Source organism: Thermoanaerobacter uzonensis DSM 18761, from assembly GCF_900129115.1.
Taxonomy (GTDB): Bacteria; Bacillota; Thermoanaerobacteria; order Thermoanaerobacterales; family Thermoanaerobacteraceae; genus Thermoanaerobacter; species Thermoanaerobacter uzonensis.
Genome location: NZ_FQUR01000019.1, coordinates 1 through 22,998 on the forward strand (window position 1 = coordinate 1; position 22,998 = coordinate 22,998).

The following is a 22,998-nucleotide window of genomic DNA, read 5'->3' on the forward strand; positions in this document are numbered from 1 at the left end:
AGGCGGGCACCTGAGACAGGACGTCGATTGTGCCCGGTACCCTGCCGGAACCTGAAGGTCGAGTTTTAGTTTTGTCGCTTTGGAACATCGGAGCGACGATACAAAATATCTCCTTTTGAATATTTTTTTACTTTGTCAACAAACTGAAGTTCTCCTAAAAGCATAGGAGAACTTAAGACTGTAGACAAATTTTCGTAAAGGAGATATTTTGCAATTGGTGCGACTTGTGACAAAGCGGTAACAAAACTTAGCAAGACCGAGGGTGGAGGCAGGGCCGAAGCCATGGATGGCGTAGGCGGGCACTAAGACAAGGATGTCGAATGTGCCCGGTACCCTGCCGGAACACGAAGGTCGAGCTTTAGTTTTGTCGCTTTGGAACATCGGAGCGACGATGCAAAATATCTCCTTTGAATATTTTTTAACTTTGTCAACAAACTGAAGTTCTCCTAAAAGCATAGGAGAACTTAAGAGCTCAAATTTGCTAATATTTGGTATGCTTCATCTTTGTCTTTTGTAATTATATTTTCCCTCACCCTTTCTCTGTCAAAAGGTGTTAAACTATCCAGTGGTATGTCGGTTTTCTCTACAATTTCCTTATTGCCATTTCCATCGCTTTTTAATAAAACTACATATCCATTCATACTGGAAATTATATAATAATCTGGAGGTAATCCTTCTTTTTCCCTATAGAGAACTATTTCGTTTTCATCAAAACTTTTAACTTCCCACTCACTATATATCCTCGCAATTTCTTCCTTGCTTTTCCCATAAAGAGAAGGGGTTAAATTTTGAACCTCCCGGACTATCTCACCATTTTCAAGATATTTAGTTTCAAATATGAGTTTACTCTGAGAAATTAATTTCTTAGCAAGAGCTTCTTGTTGAGAAGAAATCTTTTGTTCATAAGTTATATTTTTTTCTGTTCTTTGCTTTTCATTATCTTTAACATTAATTAAATATCCAAACATTACTCCTATAAATATAGCTAACAAATATATAGTAACCAGTTTATAGGAAATTAGCTTTTTCATAACATCTCCTCCTGTTTTATGTAATTATAACCAATTTTAAAAAATTTATTCTCTTTGCAGGATTTTGTCAAAAAATATCGAATAATATCTATAAAGGAGGAGATGGTAAAGTGGCAAATCAAATTGTAGTTTTTAAACTAAATAATGAAGACTTTTGCGTAGACATTAATCAGGTAATAGAAATTATACGGCTTCAGACGATTATTAAAGTACCTGATGCTCCCTCTTTTGTGGAAGGCATAACTAATCTAAGAGGAACAGTTATTCCTATTGTAGATTTAAAAAAGCGCTTCAAATTGCCTTTATCAGAAAAAAATGACAATAATCGGATTATTGTAGTAAATGTCACCAACAAACCAGTAGGTTTCATCGTAGACTCAGTAACAGAAGTTTTACATGTAGACGATAGTTCCATACAAGAAGCTCCAGACATAATAAAAGGTATTGGGAAAGAGTACATAAACTCTATTATCAATTTAAACGACAGATTAATCATCAACTTAGACTTACATAAAGTTTTAACAGAAAAAGAAAAGAAAGAGATAGAAGAAATGTAGCCTCTTCTATCTCTTTCTTTTATTCCTCATCTTCGTCTTCTATTTCCACATTGTGATAAACGTTTTGTACATCGTCATTTTCCTCTAATTTGTCAATTAACTTTTCAAATTTTTCGTAGTCTTCAGGACTTAGTTGTATAGTATTTTTAGGAAGCATAGTAACTTCTGCTTCAGAAATTTTATAGCCTGCTTTTTCAATTGCTTCTTTTACTTCTTGAAAATTTGAAGGCTCAGTGATTATTTCGAATTCTTCATCTTCTGCAGAAAAGTCTTGCGCGCCTGCATCTATTGCAACCATCGCTAATTCGTCTTCATCAATAGAATCATTTTTTTCAACAATTATAATTCCGACTTTGTCAAACATCCATGTAACAGAACCAGCTGCTCCTAAACTACCACCATGCCTATCAAAAATATGCCTTATTTCACCAGCAGTTCTGTTTTTATTGTCAGTCAAGGCTTCAACAATTATAGCAGTACCAGAAGGACCGTATCCTTCATATATTACTTCTTCTAAATTAGCTCCTCCTAATTCACCGGTACCTTTTTTAATAGCCCTTTGTATATTTTCATTTGGCAAATTATTAGCTTTTGCCTTTTCTATAGCATCTCTTAATTTACTATTGGCATTAGGGTCTCCACCGCCTTCTTTAGCCGCCTTTATAATGTCTTTAGTAAGCTTTGTAAAAATTCTTCCCTTTTTAGCATCCATTTTCTCTTTTTTGTGTTTTATATTAGCCCATTTTGAATGCCCTGACATAAAAAAACCTCCTTTACTGTGTCTAAAATATTTTAACACAATAATCTAGGGCTTGTAAATCTAATCTTCTCTAAAAAGTTGTGTACTTAAATACCTCTCTCCACTGTCAGGAGCTATTGCCAAAACCTTTTTACCTTTGCCTAACTTCTTAGCAACTTCAATTGCTGCCCATAAGGAAGCACCTGTAGAAATTCCTCCGAGTATGCCTTCTTTTTTTGCCAAAAGGCGAGTCACCTCAAAAGCATCTTCATCTTTTACAGCAATTACTTCATCTATGACATTTTGATCTAATACCTTAGGAATGAAGCCTGCCCCAATTCCTTGAATCTTATGAGGACCAGGTTCTTTACCTGATAAAACTGCTGCTGAAAAAGGTTCCACTGCAATTATCTTTATATTAGAAAATTTACTTTTTAATTTCTTCCCTACTCCTGTAATAGTTCCTCCTGTACCTACACCTGCAACAAAAGCATCAAGTCCTTCATTAAAATCTTCAATTATCTCTTTAGCAGTAGTCTCTTCATGGATTAAAGGATTTGCAAAATTTTCAAACTGTTGTGGCATAAAATAGTTTTTATTCTGTCTTACCAATTCTTCTGCTTTTTTTATAGCACCTTCCATTCCGAATTTGCCAGGGGTAAGAACTACTTCTGCCCCATATGCCGTTAAAAGCATTCTTCTTTCCATGCTCATAGTATCAGGCATAACTATTATTACTTTATACCCTTTTGCTGCCCCTACCATCGCCAACCCTATTCCCGTATTTCCGCTGGTAGGTTCAATAATTACACTTCCTTTTTTTAATTTTCCTTCTTTTTCTGCCTTTTCTATCATGGAAAAAGCTACCCTATCTTTAACGCTGCCGCCGGGATTAAAAAATTCTAATTTTAAATAAATTTCCGCCCATTCTTTCTCCACAATTTTATTTAACTTAACTACTGGCGTTTTCCCAATCAGCTCAAAAACATTGTTGGCAATCATAAAATTTACCTCCATTTGTACATTACTATAAAAATTTTAAACTTTCTATGCTAGACATGTCAAATGGAAATTAGAATATCAAAAAATTTTAGAGAAAAAATAATAATATCAAGCTGCAAAAGGTGATAAAAATGACTGATAAACTAAAGCTTTTATCTATAGGCTTTATAACTGGTATGGTAAACGGTCTTTTAGGGGCAGGAGGAGGCACTTTAATAGTCCCGGCATTGGTATTTTTACTTGGTATAGAAGACCATAAGGCTCATGCTACGGCAATTTCAATTATACTTCCTATCACTCTAGTCAGTAGTTTAGTGTATTTACAAAATAAAATAATCGACATTCCTTTAACTATTAACATAGCTATTGGAAGTACAATAGGAGGGATAATTGGCGCATACTTTCTTAATAAACTTTCCATACCTTTATTACGAAAAATTTTTGGAATAATAATGCTAATCGCTTCCGTCAGGATGTGGATATCATGAAACTATTTCTAATAGGACTTTTTTCAGGAATTGTAGGAGGAATGGGAATTGGAGGAGGGACAATTCTCATTCCTGCCTTGACAATCTTTATTGGAACCGAACAACACATTGCTCAAAGCGTTAATCTTTTTTCTTTTATTCCTACAGCAATTATCGCATTAATATACCATTTTAAAAGTAAAAACATAAAGTATAAAATCATATTGCTTATAATAATAGGTGGAATGATAGGAAGTTTTGCTGGAGCTATTATAGCAGTAATTACAAAAGCCTTTATATTAAAAAAAATATTCGCTGTTTTTTTATTCTGTATGGGAATATACGAATTTTTCTCAAAACCTCGCAAATAGTCAAATAAGAGGAGACTTCCCTCCTCTTATTTCCTTTTATCTGTTTCCAACATTACACAGGTATTATAGATAACTTTTAACCCAAGATTTTTAGCTTTTTCCACCAGTTCCTCACTTTCTGCCCCTGGTTGAAACCAAATAAATTCTACGCCTAATTTTGCTGCTTCTTCTACGTACTGTTCACCCCTATTAGGGGGAACTACCATATCTACAACTTCTGGTATTACAGGTAAGCTGGATAAAGAGTCATAGCAAGGATCTCCATCTACTTCTTGAAATTTGGGATTAACAGGATAAGCCGTATAGCCGTTCAGTTTAAGAGTTCGGTAAATTTGATAACCATATTTACTCTCTCGAGGGAGTGCTCCTACTACAGCCCATATTTTTCTTTTCATAGCTTCTTCCACGTAATCTATGTAGGAATAATCCCACTCCATTCATTTTTACCTCCTAATTCAATAGGGTTTTAATTAATGCACCCCTATTACTTTTCTCTCACCCTTTTATAAAAGATAAAGTTTATGTCCCATAATATTCATCGCCTTTTTTAAAAAGGTACACATCTTCCCCAATCTTTATATCACACTTTTTACCTGTCAAATCATTTATAAAAGTTTGAAATTCTGATAACTGGTCTTCTTCAATATGTAATACTATAGAAACTTTATCTGAATATATAGTATTCTTAATATAATAACCTTTTTTTAAAAGCTCATTTTGAATTTTTCCCAGGAAAGTATAATCAAAAGTGAGTATAACACTTTTCGCAGGTATTTTTTCTATTATTCCAGCAGCATCAATACCCACTTTTGCCCCTTTTGTATAAGCTCTCACTAATCCTCCTGCTCCTAACAATATTCCGCCAAAATACCTTGTAACTACAACAGCAACGTTTTTTAATCCTTCTTTTTTGATTACATTTAATATTGGTATGCCTGCTGTTCCAGAAGGCTCTCCATCATCACTAAAACGCTGAATTTCATCATTTTCTCCAATAACATAAGCATAAACGTTATGGGTTGCCATTCTGTGACTTGCCCTAATTTCCTCTATAAATTTTATCGCCTCTTCCTCTGAAGAAACTGGTTTAGCATGTCCGATAAATCTGGAACGCTTTATTTCGATTTCAGCAACTCCGTAAGAGTATAGTGTTTTATAACTTTTAGCCAAAATAGCACCCCTTTTGTCATTATACCAAATTATAATCAAAAAATAAAGCCGTTGCCGGCTTTATAAGGCTTTATTAAAGCTTTTTCGCTTTACGCCAGAGCCTTCGTCAACGTCTTATATTTAAAATAAGAAACGTTTACAAGTGATTTGTCTTGACTATAGGTAATCATCTCCAAAGCCTTGTCTATAGGATAAAATCCTCCATCAACAAAACCATCTTCTTTACTAATATTAAATTCCTCATCGGCAGTAATCATGAGATACCAAGTGATTTTATTAAAGACAGGACGTTGACGGGTGACAGAATAGAATTCGTAGCTGGTTTCACCAGCAGTAGAAAGGACCTCAACAGATTTAAGACCTGTTTCAGCACAGACTCTCCTTATAGCCACATCAATAGGTAATTCATTATTTCTAATAACCCCTTTGGGTAACACCCACTCCCCCTTATCATTCTTGAGGATAAATACACTGTCTCCTTTGAATACAACTCCTCCAGCGCAATCTCTTATTAACATTTTCAAGCCCCCTAAAATTTTTATTTTTTCTCTTAATATAATATTCTTTAAAAACTCTTAAATTCCTTCTTAAATTTTTAATTTTATTTTTATTTTTTCGCACATCTCCACAATTATACATTAAAATTTAATTTTCCCACCAGAAAATTAATTTACCAGTATAAAAATCCTTAAATTATAAAAAATATCTAATGTACAAAGCAAGGAAGGAGAGTTTTAAATGCATATAATTTATCACTGTTATGGTGGGACCCATACTTCTGTAATAGCAGCTTATATACATACTGGAAAACTGTCAATGGACAGAATTCCCTCTCGAGAAGAAATAGAAAGCATACCTTTGTTTGATAAACTAAATGGCCAAAATGACCCGGGACACATCGTTCCTATTGGCACTGATGAATATGGCAACAACGTGTATTCTATGGGAGTAAAAAATGCTAAAAAGTTAATTGAGCCAGCTCTTAAAGATTTATACTATCATATATTCAATACAAACGAAGGACTGCTTTTGATTGACACGACTGGTGCTACAAATTGGATTATGAAAATTGGAGGATTTACTTCTATTGCTTTAAAATTTCCTGTTATAGGAAGGCCTTTAGTCATTTATGGTACGCAAAAAGCTTATAAAAAAATTGTTCAAATAGTTAAAAACGTAAAGGCTCAAGAAAAAGCAGAGTACAACGCTATTAAAAGATGATAAAATCTTTAAGTCTTTCCTTTATTTCTTTTTGAACTTCGGCTTTTATAATTATCCCTTTCTCACTATAATTTTCTCCAATTATTTTTGTTTTTTCTTTTAAATAATTGTATTCTTTAGTCTTATCATAAGGCAATAGAAAATCAACTACTTCCACATCTTTAAAAATTTCTCTTTCTATTGCTTGCAATAACTTATCAAATCCAATTTTATTTTTGGCAGAAATATAAACTTCTCTTTCATTTCCTTTAGGTACAACTTCCAAAAGGTCAATTTTATTAAAAACATTTATCGTAGGGGTATTAGTAGCCCCTAAATCTGAAAGAACCTTTTCTACAACCTTTATCTTTTCCTCCATACCTGGTGAAGTCACATCAATTACATGAAGCAATAAATCTGCATATTTAACCTCTTCTAACGTAGATTTAAAAGCCTCCACAAGGTCGTGAGGCAACTTTCTAATAAAACCTACAGTATCAATCAAAATTACTTCTCTCCCTGCAGGCAAAACAAGTCTCCGCGCAGTAGGATCAAGTGTCGCAAATAATTTATCTTCAACGTATACTTCTGCATTAGTTAAAGCATTAAGCAGCGTGGATTTGCCCGCATTTGTATACCCTACTATAGTTATCACAGGAATACGGTTTTTCTTACGCCTTCCCCTTTGTAAACTTCTGTGCCTTTCTATTTCTTCTATCTTCTTTTCTATCGCTTTTATTCTATTCTTTATATGCCTTCTATCTGTCTCTAATTTTGTCTCACCAGGACCCCTTGTACCTATTCCTCCACCTAATCTTGAAAGTTGTCCACCAAGACCTACGAGACGTGGCAGTCGATACTTCAATTGGGCTAATTCTACTTGTAACATTCCTTCTTTTGACTTTGCTCTTTTTGCAAATATATCAAGAATAAGATTTGTTCTATCAATAACTTTTACATTTAAAAAGTCTTCCATATTTTTAATTTGTGTACCAGTAAGTTCATCATTCACAATGACAAGGTCAACTTCTTGATTTTCAACAAAGAATTTTAATTCTTCCAGCTTGCCTTTACCAATATAGTGAGCTTTGTCAATTGTATTGCGCTTTTGTGTCATTAGTCCTACTACTTCAGCTCCAGCTGTTAAAGCAAGTTCTTTTAATTCTTCCATGCTTTCTTCATCTTCAGGTGTAGAAACAATTCCTACTAAAATAGCTCGTTCTATTTTTTTATCTCTGTTTAACTCTTCCATAACATCACCAACCTTGAAAAATGTGCTGTAAATATAAATATATCACAAATAAAGGAATTTATAAATAATGAAATAGGTAAATTAACAGCACTTTTTATAAAAAGGGTATTGAAATTTTCATTAACCTGTGATAATATATCAAATGTAGCAACTCGCCGAAGTGGTGGAATTGGCAGACGCGCTGGACTCAAAATCCAGTGGGGCTCACACCCCGTGTGGGTTCGACTCCCACCTTCGGCACCAATTGAAAATGAAGGATTAACCTCCTCGAGCAAATCCGGTGTGGCGGAGGAGGTTATTTTTATTTTACAGTAAAGCTTCGCAATCTATTTAATGCAGCAGCTACTTCCTGAAGTCTTGGCAATGCTAAATTGCCTGGATGCTTACCATAAAAAGAAGATACCACGTCCAGTCCTTTTTCGTATATATCCTTATATACCTTTTCTAATATTTCCTTAATACTGCTTTTTTCATCTACATATTTACTAGCAATATAGCGTATTATCTCCCCTATTGCATTTGTTTGACTTTTATCCACTAATTGTTCCACATAATCCAATTCAATCTCCTGGTATCCAAATCTAATAGTATCCTCATCTTTTGACTTTATCTTTTTGCCTTTTACCTCAAGCCCTTTTTTAAGAGGAATTCTTGGTTTTATAACTATAGGCTCATTATTTCCCTCAACTTCCCTATTTGTTTTAAATTCTTTTGCAATTTTCTTTGCCTCTTGTGTGACATCGTAGGGTCTGTAGTTGTGCATTTTAATTACGCAATTTGCAACATCAAAATAATCCCCACTGCCACCCATAACTAAAATCGTAGAAATGCCATTATCTTTATATAACTGTTTTACTCTATCAATAAAAGGAGTTATAGGTTCTTCTTTTTTTGCAATCAGTTTTTGCATCCTCGCATCCCTTATCATAAAATTAGTAGCTGAAGTATCTTCGTCCAAAAGCAGTAAGCTAGTGCCTATTTCTATCGCCTCAATAATATTTGCTGCTTGAGAAGTACTGCCACTGGCATTTTCGGTAGTAAACCTTGTGGTATCTACGTTATTTGGCAAATTATTTATAAAAGGACTTATGTCTACTTTTTCTATCCTTCTGCCATCCTCTGCTCTTATTTTTACTGCATCAGCTACAGTTATAACAAACTCTCTGCCATCACCTGGTATGTGATTGTATACCCCTTTTTGAATAGCTTGTAACAAGGTAGACTTGCCGTGATAACCACCACCCACAATAAGCGTAACTCCTTCGGGTATTCCCATCCCCGTTATCTCTCCTCGATTTGGAAGTTGAAACTTAACCCTCAAGCTATTCGGCGACTCAAAAGGTACTACATTACCATCTTTTAAAGGTCTATCACTTATGCCGCTTTCTCTAGGAAGAATCGCACCATCAGCCACAAAAGCCACAAGCCCTCTCTCTTTTAGTTGACTTCTAAGGTAATCTTGGTCTTCCAATGTCTCAACCCATAGCCATATCTCTTGTACGTTGAGGCTCTTTTTTAAAAGACTTTTCTCTACAATTTGAGGTAAAAATTCAAGAAATATTCTTTGGGCACCGCTACCATTTATTCGTCTACCAAAAGCAGGAAGTCCTATGCTCAATCTTGCTTCTACGTATTCTTTATTAACTACCATTGCACTTCTTTTAATTATTTGTTGACCACCTTTGTCTATGTAAATATCACCACTATGTCCTGTACCTTTTAAAGGAGGCAAACTTTTTATAACTTCAAAAACTGACCTTGTCAAAAAATCTTCTAAAGCAACTTGCCTTGAAGGATTGTTATACATGGAAAACTCAAAATCAGCCATATTTTGGGGCACTTTAACCCTTATCCTAGAAGGAGGTGCAAAAGGGTCTCCCTGAACATGGTCAATATACAGTATAAATTTTTCAAACTCATATTCTCCTTCAAGGTCTTTATAAGCTTTATACCCCTTTCCATCTATTTTATCAAGCTTTTTCTTAAGGTATTCTTTTGTCATCTGTAAACACTCCTTTGTTATAATTTCCAATTTTTTATTCTAATCTCCACTTTTATTAAAAATACATTCCTTTTACAAATTCATTTTGAAAATCTTCATGAGTTGATAGTTCTATATAGCTTATTTTACTTTGTAGATGTATAGCTCTTTCCAATTCTTTATCAGAAAGCAATGCCATTATCGCACCAACTCCAGCACTATTGCCTACTTGAAGAATTTTGCCTTGAAGTTCCTTTGGTAAAAGCCCAATTGCTATTGCACTCGCAGGAAGAATATAATTTCCAAATCCTCCTGCTAAAAAAACTTTTTTTATTTCATTTACATAAATGCTCATTTCTTTTATCATGATGTTAATGCCAGCAAGTATGGCACCTTTTGCCAGCTGTATTTGCCTTATATCTTTTTGCGTCACATATATTCCATTTTCTATTAAAAATGCCGGTTCATCTTTGTAAAGAGTTATCCTTTCTGCAATATCAACAGGTACATTTTTAACTTCTTCTTTAGACAAAAATCTGCCAGTAATATCAACAATGCCGTACTTCAAAAGTTCAGAAATAATATCTACAATACCGGAACCACATATTCCTTTAGCTTTTTTATTCCCTATTGTAGTATAAAAAGGTCTTTTACTAAAATCTACATGGTCTATAGCTCCTTCTACGCCATTTAGTCCAAAAGTTATTCCTGCTCCTTCAAAAGCAGGGCCTGCTGCTGCCGAAGAAGCAATAAGGTTATCTTTATTCCCCAATACCATTTCGCCGTTGGTTCCTATGTCTACAAGCAAACATAGTTCGTCAGATTGGTCAATTTTGTTTGCCAAAACCGCTGCTACAGTATCTGCTCCTACATAAGAAGATATAAGCGGTAATGTTATTACGTATCCTTCCTTGTTTATGTTTATGCCAATTTCTTTTGCTTTTACTTCTATCTTTGACGTAAAAGTCGGCACATACGGAGATACTGCTATATTCTTAGAAGATACATTTAAAAGAAAATGTATCATTGTAGGATTACCTACTGCTACAATTTCATGTATATCGCTTTTGTCTATAGAATTTTTTACACAAAGCTCTTCTACAATCTCATTTATTTTATTTATTAGAGCTGAATGCAACTGATATAATCCTTGAGAATTAGAAATACTATAAGTTATTCTCGTTATAACATCAGCCCCAAAAGTTCTCTGCGGATTTAAACATGAATACACATCTACTTCCTTACCTCCATCTAAGTCATACAAATAAGCAGCAATAGTAGTAGTTCCTATATCTAATGCTATACCATAGTTGTATTGTTTTGAAGCAGCTTTTTTAATAGAAATTATTTCATTTTTTCTAATAGTAATATTTACCTTATAATCATTTTCTTCTAAAACTTCAGGAAGATTACTTAAAAGCCCTAAAGGAATTTCTATTTCTCCACCCACAGCTTCTTTAATTCTTTTAACATAGTCTCCTTGGTCGTTTAAAGTTGGTCTTCTAATATCTACTGTAGAAGTTTTTATGCGAGGGTGTGACTCAATACTTAACAAATCATTTTCTTTCGTCAATATCTTTGCTTTTTGCTCTTCAGAAAGTACTTTGACCTCTAAATCCCTATCTATCTCAACAAAACACGCAAGCCGAACATTGTTTTTTATTTCTTTATCTGTCAAAAAGTATTTTTCATCATCAGAGATATCAAGTTTCTCATTTAATATAACTTTACACTGACCACAAATCCGACTACCACCACAAAAATTGTTAAGTTTTATTCCATTTCTTACAAGAATGTGAAACAAATTTTCTCCTTCACTTGCTTCAATAATTTTTGTATTACTACTAAAACGTACAGTCACTTTATATTTAGATTCACCAGGAACGTTTCTATAAATACAATTTTTGGATTCACAATCGTCACAGACTGATTTTTTTACAGGTCTTTTGACATTTTCTCCTACTCCACATACAAAAGACACTGTTTTTTGGGGTGTTATGATAAAACTGTGATTAATATTTACACCGATTTTTGAACTGTCCACAAGTTTACAAATCACAGCCTGATTTTTTATGTCCCACTTATTTCCTGGATAAAAAATATCTGTAACTTCTTTACCATACTTTTGCGCGTTTTCTCTTACCTCTTCCCAAAAATTATTCGTCAATATTTCAAGGAACACGCCTGCAATAACATCTAAAATCATTCCTTTTGTGTAATTACTTTCTGAAAAATAATCATTTACCTTTTTATCTATTCTATCTCCCAGTGTAATGATTGCTAAAATTATATATTCCGCTTCTTTCAAATTTTTTACTATATAATCCCCAAACAAATAATCTCCAGTTTTAAAGATTATTTTATTTTCTCTCTCATCAATATGAAAATTATCACATACTTGGTGAATCATTTTGTAATCTATTAAGCTCTGTACTTCGCCAGTTGCTTCCTTAATTAAATATTGATCCACATCAAAATTCATGTTTTTTAATTTTTCTAATGACAAGTCTTTTACTTTCTGCACAACATCTTTACTAAACATTTCCACACCTCATTAAATCCCATATTGTCATATCGTTTTGTTTATTATTATAAATTTCTATAGTAAAAATCGCAAATAAAAATTTATATAGAAAACCCTTACTTATCACAAAATGCAATTGACATTTAAGGGCTTTTCTCATACTATATAGTATAGTGTAATTAAAAATAGATTAGCAGTTTAAAATTTCTCTAAAAAATTTTTTTAAATTAAAGCAAACTTATTATTGAAATTTACAACAATATGTCTTATAATGAATTGAAATTATTTTTAAGGAAAGCAAAGCTCTGCAAAGCCTATACTTTGAATTACTTATTATCAAGGTTTTAGGCTTTTATTCTGAGCCAAAACTTATGAAAGAAGGTGTTATATGCGTTGAAAAAGTTAGATCAAACCCAAACTCCTTTATTTGATGCCTTAATGGAATATGTAAATAACAATACTATCCCTTTTCACGTGCCAGGCCATAAAAAAGGTGTGGGAATGGCAAAAAAGTTCTTAGACTTTGTTGGCAAAAATGTATTGTCAATGGATGTAACAGTGTTTCAGCAAGTAGACAGCTTGCACAAACCTACTGGACCAATTAAGTATGCCCAAGAATTAGCAGCAGAAGCTTTTGGTGCCGACGCTACCTTTTTCTCTATACACGGAACATCTGGTGCAATTCAAGCAATGATTTTAAGTGTAATGGGAGATGAAGAAAAAATTATCGTTCCTCGAAATATTCATAAATCTGTAACGTCAGGAATTATATTAAGTGGTGCTATACCTGTTTATATGCAACCAGAAATTGATAAAAATATCGGTGTTGCATTAAATGTCACCCCAGAAACAGTAGAAAGAGCGTTAAGAGATCATCCCGATGCAAAAGCTGTTTTAATAATAAACCCGACTTATTACGGAGTTTCTACGGATATAGTAAAAATTGCTGAAATTGTTCATGATTATGGCGCTATACTCATGGTGGATGAAGCTCACGGACCACACCTTAAATTTAACGAAAAATTGCCTATTTCAGCGATGGAAGCAGGAGCCGATATCTGTGCACAGAGCACCCATAAGATTATTGGCTCAATGACGCAGAGCTCGATGCTTCACGTTAAAGGCGATAGAATTGATATTAATAGAGTAAAACAAGTAATGAGTTTACTCCAGACAACAAGTCCTTCATATATATTGTTGGCTTCCTTAGATGTTGCAAGAATGCAAATGGCTACAGAAGGAAGAGAATTATTAGATAAAACAATAGAATTAGCAGAGTACGCTCGAAGAGAGATAAACAATATAAAAGGACTCTACTGTTTTGGTGAAGAAATTGTTGGCCGAGATGGTGCCTATGACTTTGACCCTACAAAAGTTACAATAACAGCTAAAGGTCTTGGAATAAGCGGCCACCAGTTAGAGAGAATATTGGCAGAAAGATATTATATACAACCTGAACTATCAGATATGTATAATGTTTTATGTGTATTTTCTATTGGTGATACAAAGGAAAAAGTCGATTATCTCTTAAGGGCTTTAAGAGAAATAAGCGATGAATTATACAATGAAAATATTGAAATAGCGAAACCTATAGATATACCAGAAATACCAGAACAAGTAGTATCACCAAGATATGCTTTTGGCTCCTCCACTCTTGCTCTACCTCTAAGAGAAAGTGTAGGGCAAATAAGTGCCGAGTTTTTGATGGCTTATCCTCCAGGTATTCCAGTGCTTTGCCCGGGGGAAAGAATAACATTAGAAATTATAGAATATGTAGATAAAATGAAAGAAGCTAACTTAAGCATACAAGGCACCGAAGACCCGGAAGTAAATTATATAAAAGTAGTAAATGACCGGCAAGTTTTAAACGTGATAGCATAATGTTTTACTAAAAAAGGAGTATCTCTAACAAAAGATACTCCTTTCAGACTGTAGACAAACTTTCGTAAAGGAGATATTTTGCATAAGGAGTGACTTGTTACAAAGCGGCAGCAAAACTTAGCAAGACCGAGGGTGGAGGCAGGGCCGAAGCCAAGGATGGCGGAGGCGGGCACCTTAAGGCATGGATGCCGATTGTGCCCGGTACCCTGCCGGAACCTGAAGGTCGAGCTTTAGTTTTGTCGCTTTGGAACATCGGAGCGACGATGCAAAATATCTCCTTTGAATATTTTTTTACTTTGTCAACAAACTGAAAGGAGTATCTCTAACAAAAGATACTCCTTTTTAATACCTATTTTAAATATTTTAACAATTTTTCAACTAAATGCTCTTTTGGCATAAAGCCAATCACCTTATCTACCATTTTGCCTTCTACAAAAACTCCCATCGTAGGAATGCTCATAATTCGATACTTAGAAGCAATTACAGGATTTTCATCCACATCCAGTTTTGCCACTTTCATCTTATCAGCGTATTCTTCCGCAAACTCCTCTAACACTGGTGCCATCATTAAACAGGGTCTACACCATTTAGCCCAAAAATCTACTAAAACAGGTTTATCAGAATTGTATACTTCCTCTGCAAAAGTCTCATCTGTGACATTTACTGGTTTCATTTGTGTATATCCTCCTTCTACTTGCTTTTGTACATTTTCATTTATTGAGAAATTGATTTATAATACTCTTCAATTTCGTCATATGTCATAGCCCCATTGCTAATTGCCCTTATGACCCCGTTTTTATCTATAAAATAAGACATAGGTATAAATTGAACCTGATAATCGTAAATAGTACTTAAGTCAGTATCCAGTAGCACAGTAAATTCATATCCTTTCCCTTCTAAATACTGCTTTACTTTTGATGGGCTTTCACCCAAGTCTATCGCAAGTAAAACCGTATCATCTTTATGGCCTTTTATAAACTGATTTAAAGCTGGCATTTCAATTTTGCAATAAGGACAAGTTGTTGCCCAAAAGTTTAGTATAACTTTTTTTCCTCTTAAGCTCGACAAGGTCACAGTATTGCCATCTAAATCTTTTAGCGTAAAATCTGGTGCTATATCTCCTACTTGATTCCCTATCTTAGGCTCACTTTGCTCAGTTTTATTTGCATTTGAACTTGTATTTTGATCTTCATTATTGCTATGAGTATTATTTTCTGCCACTTGAGAAGGGGAAGGTTGAGCACTTTTTGTGTAATTATTTAAGACGAAAATAAGTGCCCCTATAACTATCACAGCAATTATCGTAAAAATTAGACTTTTATTTTTCACACTAACCACCTCTTAATAAAAATATCCACTTATCTTGATTAGCATGTTAAAATATAAAAGAACTCCAAATATTATGAGAATAACCCCACTTATTACCTCAATATAAGGCAATATTTTGTTAATCCTTTTATACATACTTTTAAACTTGTCAATCAATAAGGCTGTAACTATAAAAGGTATGCCAAGTCCCATAGAATATGCAAAAAGCAATATCACGCCTACACTTAAAGTACTGACCGACCCAGCATACAACAATATCGAAGCGAGAATTGGACCTACACAAGGTGTCCATCCTGCTGCAAAAGTTATACCCAGTACTAATGACCCTATATAACCGGTCTGGACCTTTTCCATATTTATTAATTTGACTTCTTTATTTAAAAATAGTGGTCTAAAAATCCCAGTCATTTGAAGTCCAAAAAGCACAATTATTATCCCACTTACTTTCCTAAAAATGTCTTTATAGGCTAAAAAAAGCTTCCCTAGTTGGCTTGCAGTCGCCCCCATTAAAACAAACACTATGCTAAATCCCAAAACAAAAAGAAGCAAATTTATTAAATTATTCTTTTTATTTCCAAAAATATATGACACATAAGCGGGAATTAAAGGCAAAACACAGGGTGATAAAAAAGAAACAATTCCTGCTAAAAATGCAGTGTAAATTGGCACATCTACACCTCCCTCCCCTATAGGGTATAACTATTAAATATTATATTACAATTTCACCCACAGTACAACAAGGTACAAATATAATTACTTTTAGCTTTGTTTTCTAGCATCTATAACCATTTTCACCTTTCCAGTTATCTTATCAATCTGAAGCGTGCCTGTAAAATGTACCTCGTATTTTACATTTCTAAGCTTTTTTTACTCAAAAACTGGTCAAGTTGTCTCTTGATTTCTTCTTCAACATCTTCACCGGCATTAGGTAGTTTGACACAGTTCAATATAAGGCTTTCATCACTATCAAGGTCATCAATAATACGCTTAATGCTATATTCCATTATTTTTTCACGAGGCCATTCATTATGGTTATATAATTTAAATCCCTTCATCATCACCTTTATCATAGCTTACCTCTCCTTTAAAGTAGCACTTTTTATAATCTATTTTTCCCTGACAATTATATTATATCTCAATTGCAAAATCTTGCTAAATAAAAAAATAGGCTTTCGCCTATTAAACAATTATTTCTATTTCTTTTAAATCTTCATCGGGTATAAGTGAAGCAGCCTCTTTATCAATTATTATAGTTACATCAGGATGTAAAGCTAAAACAGTAGCAGGCACTTTAGTAGTCAATTGTCCTTTTATAGTTTCTTTTATTGCCTCTGCTTTATTCTTTCCAGAAGCCAAAAGGACAATTTTCTTTGCTTTCATGATACTTCCAAGTCCCATAGTAATCGCCTTTCTTGGTACTTCCTCTGCGCTTTTAAAAAATCTCTTATTAGCATTTATTGTATCTTCTGTCAAAGTAACTACATGAGTTTTAGTCTCTATGCTTTCCTCCGGCTCATTAAATCCTATATGTCCATTGACACCAATACCTAATATTTGCAAGTCAATCCCACCTGCTTTTTCTATTTCTTCATCATATTTTCTACACTCTTCTTCTAAATCCTCGGCTATGCCATTTGGAATATGAACATTTTCTTTTTTAATGTTAATGTGATTGAAAAAATTGTGGAACATAAAATAATGATAGCTTTGAGGATGGTCTGGAGATAAACCAATGTATTCGTCTAAATTAAAAGTAATGACATTAGAAAAATCTATTTCCCCTCTTTTATACACCTCAATTAAATGTTTATACATCCCCAGAGGCGTAGAACCTGTAGCAAGCCCTAAAACCGTATTAGGCTTTTCTTTGATTTGCTTTTTCACAATTTCTGCTGCCTTTTTACTCATTTCGTCATAATTTACAGTTATAATTACTTTCATCTTATGGCCTCCTTATAGTAAAATTAAATTATTTGTATTTAAAAGCACATCGGCTACCGCTCCAATAGCAGAAGCATCTTCACCAAGTTGAGCTACTTTAATGTCAAAATCAAAAGGCACAATCCTTTTCACTTTCTCCTTTAACTCCTGGCGTATATCAATTTCATAGTTTAGGATGTCTCCTCCAATTATTATTGCTTCTGGGTTTAAAATACTTACAATATTGGCAATACCCATGCTTAAATTTTTAATAAATTGAGATACAGCTTGTACACAAGCAGGATTTTGTTTTTTATATTCTTTTACTACACCCTCCATAGTTTTTACATAAGACAAACTTTTAGAAACTGATTCAACTAAAGAAGACAAAGAAGCCTTTCTTTCAAAATAACCATAATCCTCGTAAGAATAAACTCTTTCAAAAGCATCCTCTCCTATGGCCATGTACCCTACTTCCCCTGCAGCGTAACTATTGCCTCGTAATAAAGTACCATTTACATATATTCCCGAGCCTATACCATTTCCTATGTTTATAAGCACAAAATTCTCTATTTCACGGCAACAACCAATCCATCTCTCTCCTAATGCGGCATAATTTACACTATTGTCTAGGTAGATATTATAATTAAAAATTTCACTCAACCTTTTCTTTAAATCAAAATTACTCCATTTCAATCCTGGTGCATCAACAATTCCTTTTTGTATATCTGTGATTCCTGGAAGACCAATACCAATTCCTATTATATTTTTATCTTCCTCAGTAAGTTCTTTTATCCCTTTCACAATTCCATTAAAAGCCTGTTCTTTAATGCCAGTTTCCCATTTTATCTTTTTTAAAATTTTCCCCTCTAAATTAGTCAGAATTCCTATCGAATTTGTAGATTCAACGCTTATCCCTATAACAAATCTAGCATCAGGATTAAAAGAAAGCTGTATAGGCTTTCTCCCTACTGTACCTTTTTCTCCGTAACCATTTTCTATTACCAAACCTTCTTCAATCAACTCATCTACAATGGCAGAAATAGTAGATTTGCTCATTTTTAAAACTTTAGAAACCTCTATTCTCGATATGGGTTGCATCTTTTTAATAACATCTAAAACATTGGCTTTATTGATATTTTTAATTAACCCTGAAGTGCCTTTAGTATAGTCTTTCAATATCTCGCCTCCATTAGTTCATTATCTGAACTAATTATCTAAAAAAATTAGTTCGATATCCGAACATTTCCTTGTAATTATTATACCATAATAATTTGAAAAATGTAAATAATAAATTTTGAGACTACAAATATATAAGGAAGGTGCCTTATAATGAATAAAAAAATGAAATGCATTGCAATAATTATTTTAATACTTTTTGTAGCCTTTGCTGGATTAGAATTAAAAACTTATAATTATGAAAGCAAAACTCCTGTTAAAAAACTTTATCCAGTTCCTCAAATTTATCAAAAAGTATTAGTTTTTGCACCTCACCCTGACGATGAAACATTGGCTTCAGCTGGCCTTATTCAAGACACTATAAGATATGGTGGTGAGGTAAAAGTCGTAATAATGACTAATGGAGATTCCTTTAAAAGGGCAATTATTGAAAATTATGACCTTCCTTTCCCCACACCTCATGATTTTTTGCATCTTGGATACGATAGACAAAAAGAGACTCTTTTCGCTTTAAAATACTTAGGAGTAAAAGAGAAAAACATTATTTTTTTAGGATATCCTGATAAAGGTTTAGCTCCTCTTTGGTGGAAATATTGGAATGTACCTTATAAAAGCTTTGGTACTAAGACAACAATAAGCCCCTATGATAATTCATACACTCTGAAAGTAGAATACAAAGGAGAAAACATAATAAAAGATTTAACAAAAATTATAAAAGAATATAACCCTACGCTTATTGTATATCCTCATCCAAATGAGCTTCATCCCGACCATTGGGCAACAAATAGTTTTGTAAAATATGCTCTATATTTGCTAGAAAAAGAAAATATACCGCAATTTTTATACATAGTTCATCGCACAGACTGGCCACTGCCTTTTGGAAAACACCCTCAATTAAATCTAAATCCTCCTCAAAATCTTTTGAAGACAGGAACAGAGTGGCATTTATACCCTCTTGCAAAAACCGATATAGACAAAAAGGGAGAAGCAATAATGATGTATAAAACTCAGATAAAAGTGATGAAAGACTTTTTATTGGCTTTTGACAGAAAAACAGAGCTGTATGGATTTTATGAAGACGGTATATTGAAAAAATACAATAAAAACCGTAAATTTGATGATTATAAAGTGATAATAGATCCAGAATATGATAATTTTAGAGATTATGAAAATGGAAGTGTTGATATAACAGGAGTATATGCATACATGCAAAACAATAATTTACACGTAGCTATAAAATGTAGACAACCTGCAAAGCCACTTTATGAATACAACTTATATGGTATACTATTTAAAGGTCATAAAGAAATTACAAGAATAAATGTAAAAGTTACAAATGGAAAATTAGTCAATAGAAAAGGAGATGTCAATATAAAAAATAGAATAGTTCATATCACTATTCCTGTAAATATAGACTTTGATGCAATATATTTATGTGCTACCACTACTTCTAATAAATATCTTATTGACAAAACAGCGTGGAGACTTTTGAAAAAAGAAAAATAATCAATATCCTATTAACTTGTAGCCATTTACTAAAATTTTATTTGCAGAACTCATTTTGTAAATTACATCAATTTTTTCCTTTGAAATTGGTTTCACCAATAAAGCTACATTGCCTTCATTTAAAATATTTCCAGACTCCACCATCATATTGTCTTTTATTTTTACATTCTCCAATATAGCGTTTATTCCAATGTAACAATTATCACCAATGTAAGAGTTAAATATTATAGTTTTTATATTAATATTACAGCAATTCCCAATATAGCATTCTCCCTTTATTATTGCTCCATTGGAAATAATAGCATTTTTCCCTATTTCAATTTTTGAAGCCCCTATTGTATTTATATTAACTCCATCATAAATACTTGCACCATCATTAATAACAATTTTACCCACTTTGTAATTTTCATCAACTTCATCTGCTCTAATGACAACATTAGGTCCTATGTAGACATTTTCTCCTACTACAATATTGCCAATTAAAATCGCTGTGTTATCTATGTAAGCTGTATGAGCAATTTGAGGAAAATTCCCAAATATATCTTCCCTAATCATAATTTCCACCTCATATAACCTAACATTTATATCAGGTTATAATACTTGTTTACATTATATCACAAAAAAAGTAAATATACAACGAAAAAATGAAATTAGCTTTTTTGGGTTAGTTGTATAATTAAATGCAACAGATAAAAGAATAGAAACCATAGTGAAAATCGTGTATGATATAGGTGTCAACTAAGCATCATACAAGGAGGATTTTCACTATGGTTCATAATAATGATACCACAAAAAAGCGCTCTTTTAAACACTTAAGTAGCTATGAACGAGGAGAGATCTATGCATTACTCAAAGAAGGAAGAAGTATTCGGTATATTGCTAAAAAACTTAATCGATCTCCAAGCACTATAAGCCGTGAAATTAAACGTGGAACTACTACACAACTTAGAAGTGATTTATCTTCTTATACAAGCTATTTTCCTGAAACCGGTCAAGCTATCTACGAATAAAATCGTTCAAATTGCGGAGCTAAATTTAAAGTAGCTAAAGCAGAAGATTTCTTGAAATATGCTGAAAATAAAATATTAAATGAAAAATGGTCACCAGATGCAGTTGTAGGCTATTGTAAAAAAGACCCAAGCTGGAATAATAAAACCATTGTTTGTACTAAAACACTGTACAACTATATAGATAGAGGATTATTAAAAGTTAAAAACATTGATTTACCTTTAAAACTACGTTTAAAACCAAGGGTGGGTGTCATTTCTCAAATTAATTTAGCCCAAAAAACGCATAGTGTAAAATTATCGTAGGATTTTTTAAGTAAAAAAAAACAAGAGACAACCCCTGTGATAAAATAGATTATGGAAAACAAAACAATACAGAAAGGGGTGTCTCTTGTGAAAAAAAATATCTTTGAGGATATTATACTACAAAATGCTCTAAATTTCACTAGAGAAGTGGTAGACATTTTTGACGATTTATTAAACAAAGGAATGAATATTACAGAGCTTGCAGCAAGGATAAAGGAACTGACGGACAAACTAGGTAGAGAGGCAATAGAAGCAATTATTGAAGAGTTAGATAAAATAATAAAAGAAGACAAGAGAAGGAAAGAAAAATGGGTAGTAGAGAGGAAAGATAAAAAGAGATTAACGACAATCCTTGGGGATATAGAATATGAGAGGACATATTACAAATCCAGAGAGGATGGAAGATATACATACTTGGTAGATGATGCATTAGAGATAGGGCGGCACGATAGGATAGAAAAAGGTGTAAAAATAAAGTTAGTAGAAAATGCAATAGAAGAATCATATGAAATAAGCAGTAAAAAAGCATGTCCAGAGGAGCTAAGTAAACAGACGGTATTAAATGCAATAAGGGAAATAGGGGAAGTAGAGGTAAAGAGAGAAATAAAAGAGAAGAAAGAAGTAAGGGTATTATACATAGAGGCAGACGAAGACCATGTGCCATTGCAAGATGGCAGCAATGAAACACCGCGATTGATATACATACATGAAGGTAAAGAAGAGAAAAATGGTAGAAATGTACTGAGGAATGTGCATTACAAGGCATACGTAGGAGAGAAAGCTGAAGACATATGGATAGATGTAGCAAATTACATAGAAGAAAATTACAAGGAAGAGAAGATAGAAAAGATATACATAGCAGGAGATGGAGCACCGTGGATAAAAGAGGGATTAGAGTGGATAGTAAAATCAAGGTTTGTGTTAGACAGATATCATTTAAACAAATACGTATTAAAAGCAACATCAAAAGAGCCAAAGTATAGAGATAAGATATGGAGAGCAATAAATGAAGGGGATAAAGAAGGAGTAAAGAAGGTATTGGATGAGTTAATAAAGGCAGCAGAGGAAGAGAGAGAAAAAGAGAAGGTAAAAGAGGCCAAGAGGTACATACTAAATAATTGGGAAGGAGTAGAGATATACAGTAAAGACAAAGATGTAATAGGGTGCAGTGCAGAAGGGCATATAAGTCATGTATTTTCTTCTAGATTAAGTAGGAATCCATTGGGATGGAGTAGAGAAGGATTAAAGTTAATGGCGAAATTAAGAGTATTCAGCAAGAATGGAGGAGATCTAAGAGAAATAGAATGGGGTAAGAGAGAGAATATAAATGCAGAAAGTTACAAATTAACGAAGAAGCAAATAAAAGAGGCGGTAAGGAGAATTAAAACGTCTACAAATGAAAAGATAAATAATATTACAGTTTTGAATATAGGGAAAGTAACGCCAATATATAGGATTTTAAGAGCAATAAAATACGCGCAAGTCATATAAAGAACATGATAAGACGAAGCCCTGAATTAAGTAAGTTACAGGGGTTGTCTTAAAAATATCCTACAGTATCTTGACACTATCATAT

23 protein-coding genes, 1 tRNA gene and 1 pseudogene are annotated in these 22,998 nt (G+C 33.2%); 9 read left to right on the forward strand and 16 right to left on the reverse strand.

The window, feature by feature from the left end; translation table 11 throughout:
* Positions 1–464: 464 nt before the first annotated feature.
* The gene (locus BUB32_RS10615; RefSeq protein ID WP_072969358.1) at positions 465–1,031 is read right to left on the reverse strand and encodes a hypothetical protein; all 567 of its coding nucleotides are present in this window, start codon (positions 1,029–1,031) and stop codon (positions 465–467) included.
* A 110-nt stretch (positions 1,032–1,141) separates the two neighbouring features.
* Between BUB32_RS10615 and BUB32_RS10620 the strand changes: the two genes are divergently transcribed.
* Positions 1,142–1,588: a chemotaxis protein CheW gene (locus tag BUB32_RS10620; protein WP_072969359.1), complete on the forward strand. Its 447-nt coding sequence runs from the start codon at positions 1,142–1,144 to the stop codon at positions 1,586–1,588.
* A gap of 19 nt (positions 1,589–1,607) precedes the next feature.
* On the opposite strand, the gene BUB32_RS10625 is transcribed toward BUB32_RS10620, so the two are convergent.
* Both BUB32_RS10625 and cysK read right to left on the reverse strand, forming a co-directional pair.
* Positions 1,608–2,348, reverse strand: coding sequence for a YebC/PmpR family DNA-binding transcriptional regulator (locus tag BUB32_RS10625; protein ID WP_029688331.1), 741 nt, complete (start codon positions 2,346–2,348; stop codon positions 1,608–1,610).
* 60 nt (positions 2,349–2,408) lie between these two features.
* Positions 2,409–3,329, reverse strand: coding sequence for a cysteine synthase A (cysK, locus tag BUB32_RS10630; protein WP_072969360.1), 921 nt, complete (start codon positions 3,327–3,329; stop codon positions 2,409–2,411).
* A 131-nt stretch (positions 3,330–3,460) separates the two neighbouring features.
* On the opposite strand from cysK, the gene BUB32_RS10635 reads away from it, so the two are divergent.
* Both BUB32_RS10635 and BUB32_RS10640 read left to right on the forward strand, forming a co-directional pair.
* Positions 3,461–3,817 carry a TSUP family transporter gene (locus tag BUB32_RS10635; RefSeq protein ID WP_072969361.1) on the forward strand — a complete coding sequence of 119 codons (357 nt, stop codon included), beginning with the start codon at positions 3,461–3,463 and terminating at the stop codon, positions 3,815–3,817.
* Entirely contained in the window at positions 3,814–4,167 is a 354-nt protein-coding gene (locus tag BUB32_RS10640) for a sulfite exporter TauE/SafE family protein (RefSeq protein ID WP_072969362.1), read from the forward strand. Before BUB32_RS10635 ends, BUB32_RS10640 begins: the two co-directional genes overlap by 4 nt.
* A 26-nt stretch (positions 4,168–4,193) precedes the next feature.
* Here the strand turns inward: BUB32_RS10640 and BUB32_RS10645 are convergent, their stop codons facing one another.
* From BUB32_RS10645 to BUB32_RS10655, 3 genes are all read right to left on the reverse strand, one after another.
* Positions 4,194–4,604, reverse strand: a complete 411-nt coding sequence (locus BUB32_RS10645) for a CoA-binding protein (RefSeq protein WP_072969363.1) — start codon at positions 4,602–4,604, stop codon at positions 4,194–4,196.
* 82 nt (positions 4,605–4,686) lie between these two features.
* Entirely contained in the window at positions 4,687–5,337 is a 651-nt protein-coding gene (locus BUB32_RS10650; protein WP_072969364.1) for a YigZ family protein, read from the reverse strand.
* Between the two features lie 89 nt (positions 5,338–5,426).
* A complete protein-coding gene (locus BUB32_RS10655) occupies positions 5,427–5,855 on the reverse strand; it encodes an NUDIX hydrolase (protein WP_003869745.1) in 429 nt (142 codons plus the stop codon).
* A 220-nt stretch (positions 5,856–6,075) separates the two neighbouring features.
* On the opposite strand from BUB32_RS10655, the gene BUB32_RS10660 reads away from it, so the two are divergent.
* Positions 6,076–6,558, forward strand: a complete 483-nt coding sequence (locus tag BUB32_RS10660) for a DUF3189 family protein (protein ID WP_042832874.1) — start codon at positions 6,076–6,078, stop codon at positions 6,556–6,558.
* Here BUB32_RS10660 and hflX read toward each other — a convergent pair.
* Positions 6,548–7,789 carry a GTPase HflX gene (hflX, locus tag BUB32_RS10665; RefSeq protein ID WP_072969365.1) on the reverse strand — a complete coding sequence of 414 codons (1,242 nt, stop codon included), beginning with the start codon at positions 7,787–7,789 and terminating at the stop codon, positions 6,548–6,550. The two genes, BUB32_RS10660 and hflX, sit on opposite strands and share 11 nt — an antisense overlap.
* Before the next feature lie 154 nt (positions 7,790–7,943).
* On the opposite strand from hflX, the gene BUB32_RS10670 reads away from it, so the two are divergent.
* Positions 7,944–8,032 (forward strand) — tRNA-Leu (locus BUB32_RS10670).
* 58 nt (positions 8,033–8,090) lie between these two features.
* On the opposite strand, the gene BUB32_RS10675 is transcribed toward BUB32_RS10670, so the two are convergent.
* Together BUB32_RS10675 and BUB32_RS10680 are read right to left on the reverse strand one after the other, a co-directional pair.
* On the reverse strand, positions 8,091–9,791 hold the full coding sequence (locus tag BUB32_RS10675; protein WP_072969366.1) for an ABC-ATPase domain-containing protein: 1,701 nt from the start codon (positions 9,789–9,791) through the stop codon (positions 8,091–8,093).
* A gap of 55 nt (positions 9,792–9,846) precedes the next feature.
* Entirely contained in the window at positions 9,847–12,312 is a 2,466-nt protein-coding gene (locus tag BUB32_RS10680) for an ASKHA domain-containing protein (protein ID WP_072969367.1), read from the reverse strand.
* Between the two features lie 375 nt (positions 12,313–12,687).
* On the opposite strand from BUB32_RS10680, the gene BUB32_RS10685 reads away from it, so the two are divergent.
* Positions 12,688–14,175 (forward strand): aminotransferase class I/II-fold pyridoxal phosphate-dependent enzyme, encoded by a 1,488-nt coding sequence (locus tag BUB32_RS10685; protein ID WP_072969368.1) that lies wholly within the window; start codon positions 12,688–12,690, stop codon positions 14,173–14,175.
* A gap of 349 nt (positions 14,176–14,524) precedes the next feature.
* On the opposite strand, the gene trxA is transcribed toward BUB32_RS10685, so the two are convergent.
* The 6 genes from trxA to BUB32_RS10715 all read right to left on the reverse strand — a co-directional run bounded on the left by trxA (position 14,525) and on the right by BUB32_RS10715 (position 18,603).
* Positions 14,525–14,848: a thioredoxin gene (gene trxA / locus BUB32_RS10690; RefSeq protein WP_042832869.1), complete on the reverse strand. Its 324-nt coding sequence runs from the start codon at positions 14,846–14,848 to the stop codon at positions 14,525–14,527.
* Between the two features lie 41 nt (positions 14,849–14,889).
* On the reverse strand, positions 14,890–15,504 hold the full coding sequence (locus BUB32_RS10695; RefSeq protein ID WP_072969369.1) for a peroxiredoxin family protein: 615 nt from the start codon (positions 15,502–15,504) through the stop codon (positions 14,890–14,892).
* A gap of 12 nt (positions 15,505–15,516) precedes the next feature.
* A complete protein-coding gene (locus BUB32_RS10700) occupies positions 15,517–16,173 on the reverse strand; it encodes a cytochrome c biogenesis CcdA family protein (RefSeq protein ID WP_072969370.1) in 657 nt (218 codons plus the stop codon).
* A gap of 179 nt (positions 16,174–16,352) precedes the next feature.
* Positions 16,353–16,574, reverse strand: a complete 222-nt coding sequence (locus BUB32_RS13145; RefSeq protein ID WP_072969371.1) for a hypothetical protein — start codon at positions 16,572–16,574, stop codon at positions 16,353–16,355.
* Between the two features lie 109 nt (positions 16,575–16,683).
* A complete protein-coding gene (nagB, locus tag BUB32_RS10710; protein WP_072969372.1) occupies positions 16,684–17,445 on the reverse strand; it encodes a glucosamine-6-phosphate deaminase in 762 nt (253 codons plus the stop codon).
* Positions 17,446–17,457: 12 nt separating this feature from the next.
* Positions 17,458–18,603, reverse strand: coding sequence for an ROK family transcriptional regulator (locus BUB32_RS10715; protein WP_072969373.1), 1,146 nt, complete (start codon positions 18,601–18,603; stop codon positions 17,458–17,460).
* Positions 18,604–18,756: 153 nt separating this feature from the next.
* Between BUB32_RS10715 and BUB32_RS10720 the strand changes: the two genes are divergently transcribed.
* Complete coding sequence (locus BUB32_RS10720; RefSeq protein WP_072969374.1) at positions 18,757–20,109, forward strand: PIG-L deacetylase family protein; 1,353 nt, start codon at positions 18,757–18,759, stop codon at positions 20,107–20,109.
* Here BUB32_RS10720 and BUB32_RS10725 read toward each other — a convergent pair whose 3' ends face one another.
* Positions 20,110–20,664, reverse strand: coding sequence for a DapH/DapD/GlmU-related protein (locus BUB32_RS10725; protein WP_042832862.1), 555 nt, complete (start codon positions 20,662–20,664; stop codon positions 20,110–20,112).
* Positions 20,665–20,876: 212 nt separating this feature from the next.
* On the opposite strand from BUB32_RS10725, the pseudogene BUB32_RS10730 reads away from it, so the two are divergent.
* Positions 20,877–21,380: pseudogene (locus BUB32_RS10730) on the forward strand (transposase); the annotation flags it as partial.
* A gap of 129 nt (positions 21,381–21,509) precedes the next feature.
* Positions 21,510–22,913: an ISLre2 family transposase gene (locus tag BUB32_RS10735; RefSeq protein ID WP_072969375.1), complete on the forward strand. Its 1,404-nt coding sequence runs from the start codon at positions 21,510–21,512 to the stop codon at positions 22,911–22,913.
* Positions 22,914–22,998: the final 85 nt, after the last annotated feature.

What these genes read in the sequence shown, in the direction of transcription:
- BUB32_RS10645 (WP_072969363.1), bottom strand. Translation starts at nt 4,604, where the DNA reads ATGGAGTGGGATTATTCCTACATAGATTACGTGGAAGAAGCTATGAAA.
- BUB32_RS10640 (WP_072969362.1), top strand. Translation starts at nt 3,814, where the DNA reads ATGAAACTATTTCTAATAGGACTTTTTTCAGGAATTGTAGGAGGAATG.
- cysK (WP_072969360.1), bottom strand. Translation starts at nt 3,329, where the DNA reads ATGATTGCCAACAATGTTTTTGAGCTGATTGGGAAAACGCCAGTAGTT.
- BUB32_RS10655 (WP_003869745.1), bottom strand. Translation starts at nt 5,855, where the DNA reads ATGTTAATAAGAGATTGCGCTGGAGGAGTTGTATTCAAAGGAGACAGT.
- BUB32_RS10635 (WP_072969361.1), top strand. Translation starts at nt 3,461, where the DNA reads ATGACTGATAAACTAAAGCTTTTATCTATAGGCTTTATAACTGGTATG.
- BUB32_RS13145 (WP_072969371.1), bottom strand. Translation starts at nt 16,574, where the DNA reads ATGATAAAGGTGATGATGAAGGGATTTAAATTATATAACCATAATGAA.
- nagB (WP_072969372.1), bottom strand. Translation starts at nt 17,445, where the DNA reads ATGAAAGTAATTATAACTGTAAATTATGACGAAATGAGTAAAAAGGCA.
- BUB32_RS10660 (WP_042832874.1), top strand. Translation starts at nt 6,076, where the DNA reads ATGCATATAATTTATCACTGTTATGGTGGGACCCATACTTCTGTAATA.
- BUB32_RS10720 (WP_072969374.1), top strand. Translation starts at nt 18,757, where the DNA reads ATGAATAAAAAAATGAAATGCATTGCAATAATTATTTTAATACTTTTT.
- trxA (WP_042832869.1), bottom strand. Translation starts at nt 14,848, where the DNA reads ATGAAACCAGTAAATGTCACAGATGAGACTTTTGCAGAGGAAGTATAC.
- BUB32_RS10615 (WP_072969358.1), bottom strand. Translation starts at nt 1,031, where the DNA reads ATGAAAAAGCTAATTTCCTATAAACTGGTTACTATATATTTGTTAGCT.
- BUB32_RS10625 (WP_029688331.1), bottom strand. Translation starts at nt 2,348, where the DNA reads ATGTCAGGGCATTCAAAATGGGCTAATATAAAACACAAAAAAGAGAAA.
- BUB32_RS10675 (WP_072969366.1), bottom strand. Translation starts at nt 9,791, where the DNA reads ATGACAAAAGAATACCTTAAGAAAAAGCTTGATAAAATAGATGGAAAG.
- hflX (WP_072969365.1), bottom strand. Translation starts at nt 7,789, where the DNA reads ATGGAAGAGTTAAACAGAGATAAAAAAATAGAACGAGCTATTTTAGTA.
- BUB32_RS10680 (WP_072969367.1), bottom strand. Translation starts at nt 12,312, where the DNA reads ATGTTTAGTAAAGATGTTGTGCAGAAAGTAAAAGACTTGTCATTAGAA.
- BUB32_RS10725 (WP_042832862.1), bottom strand. Translation starts at nt 20,664, where the DNA reads ATGATTAGGGAAGATATATTTGGGAATTTTCCTCAAATTGCTCATACA.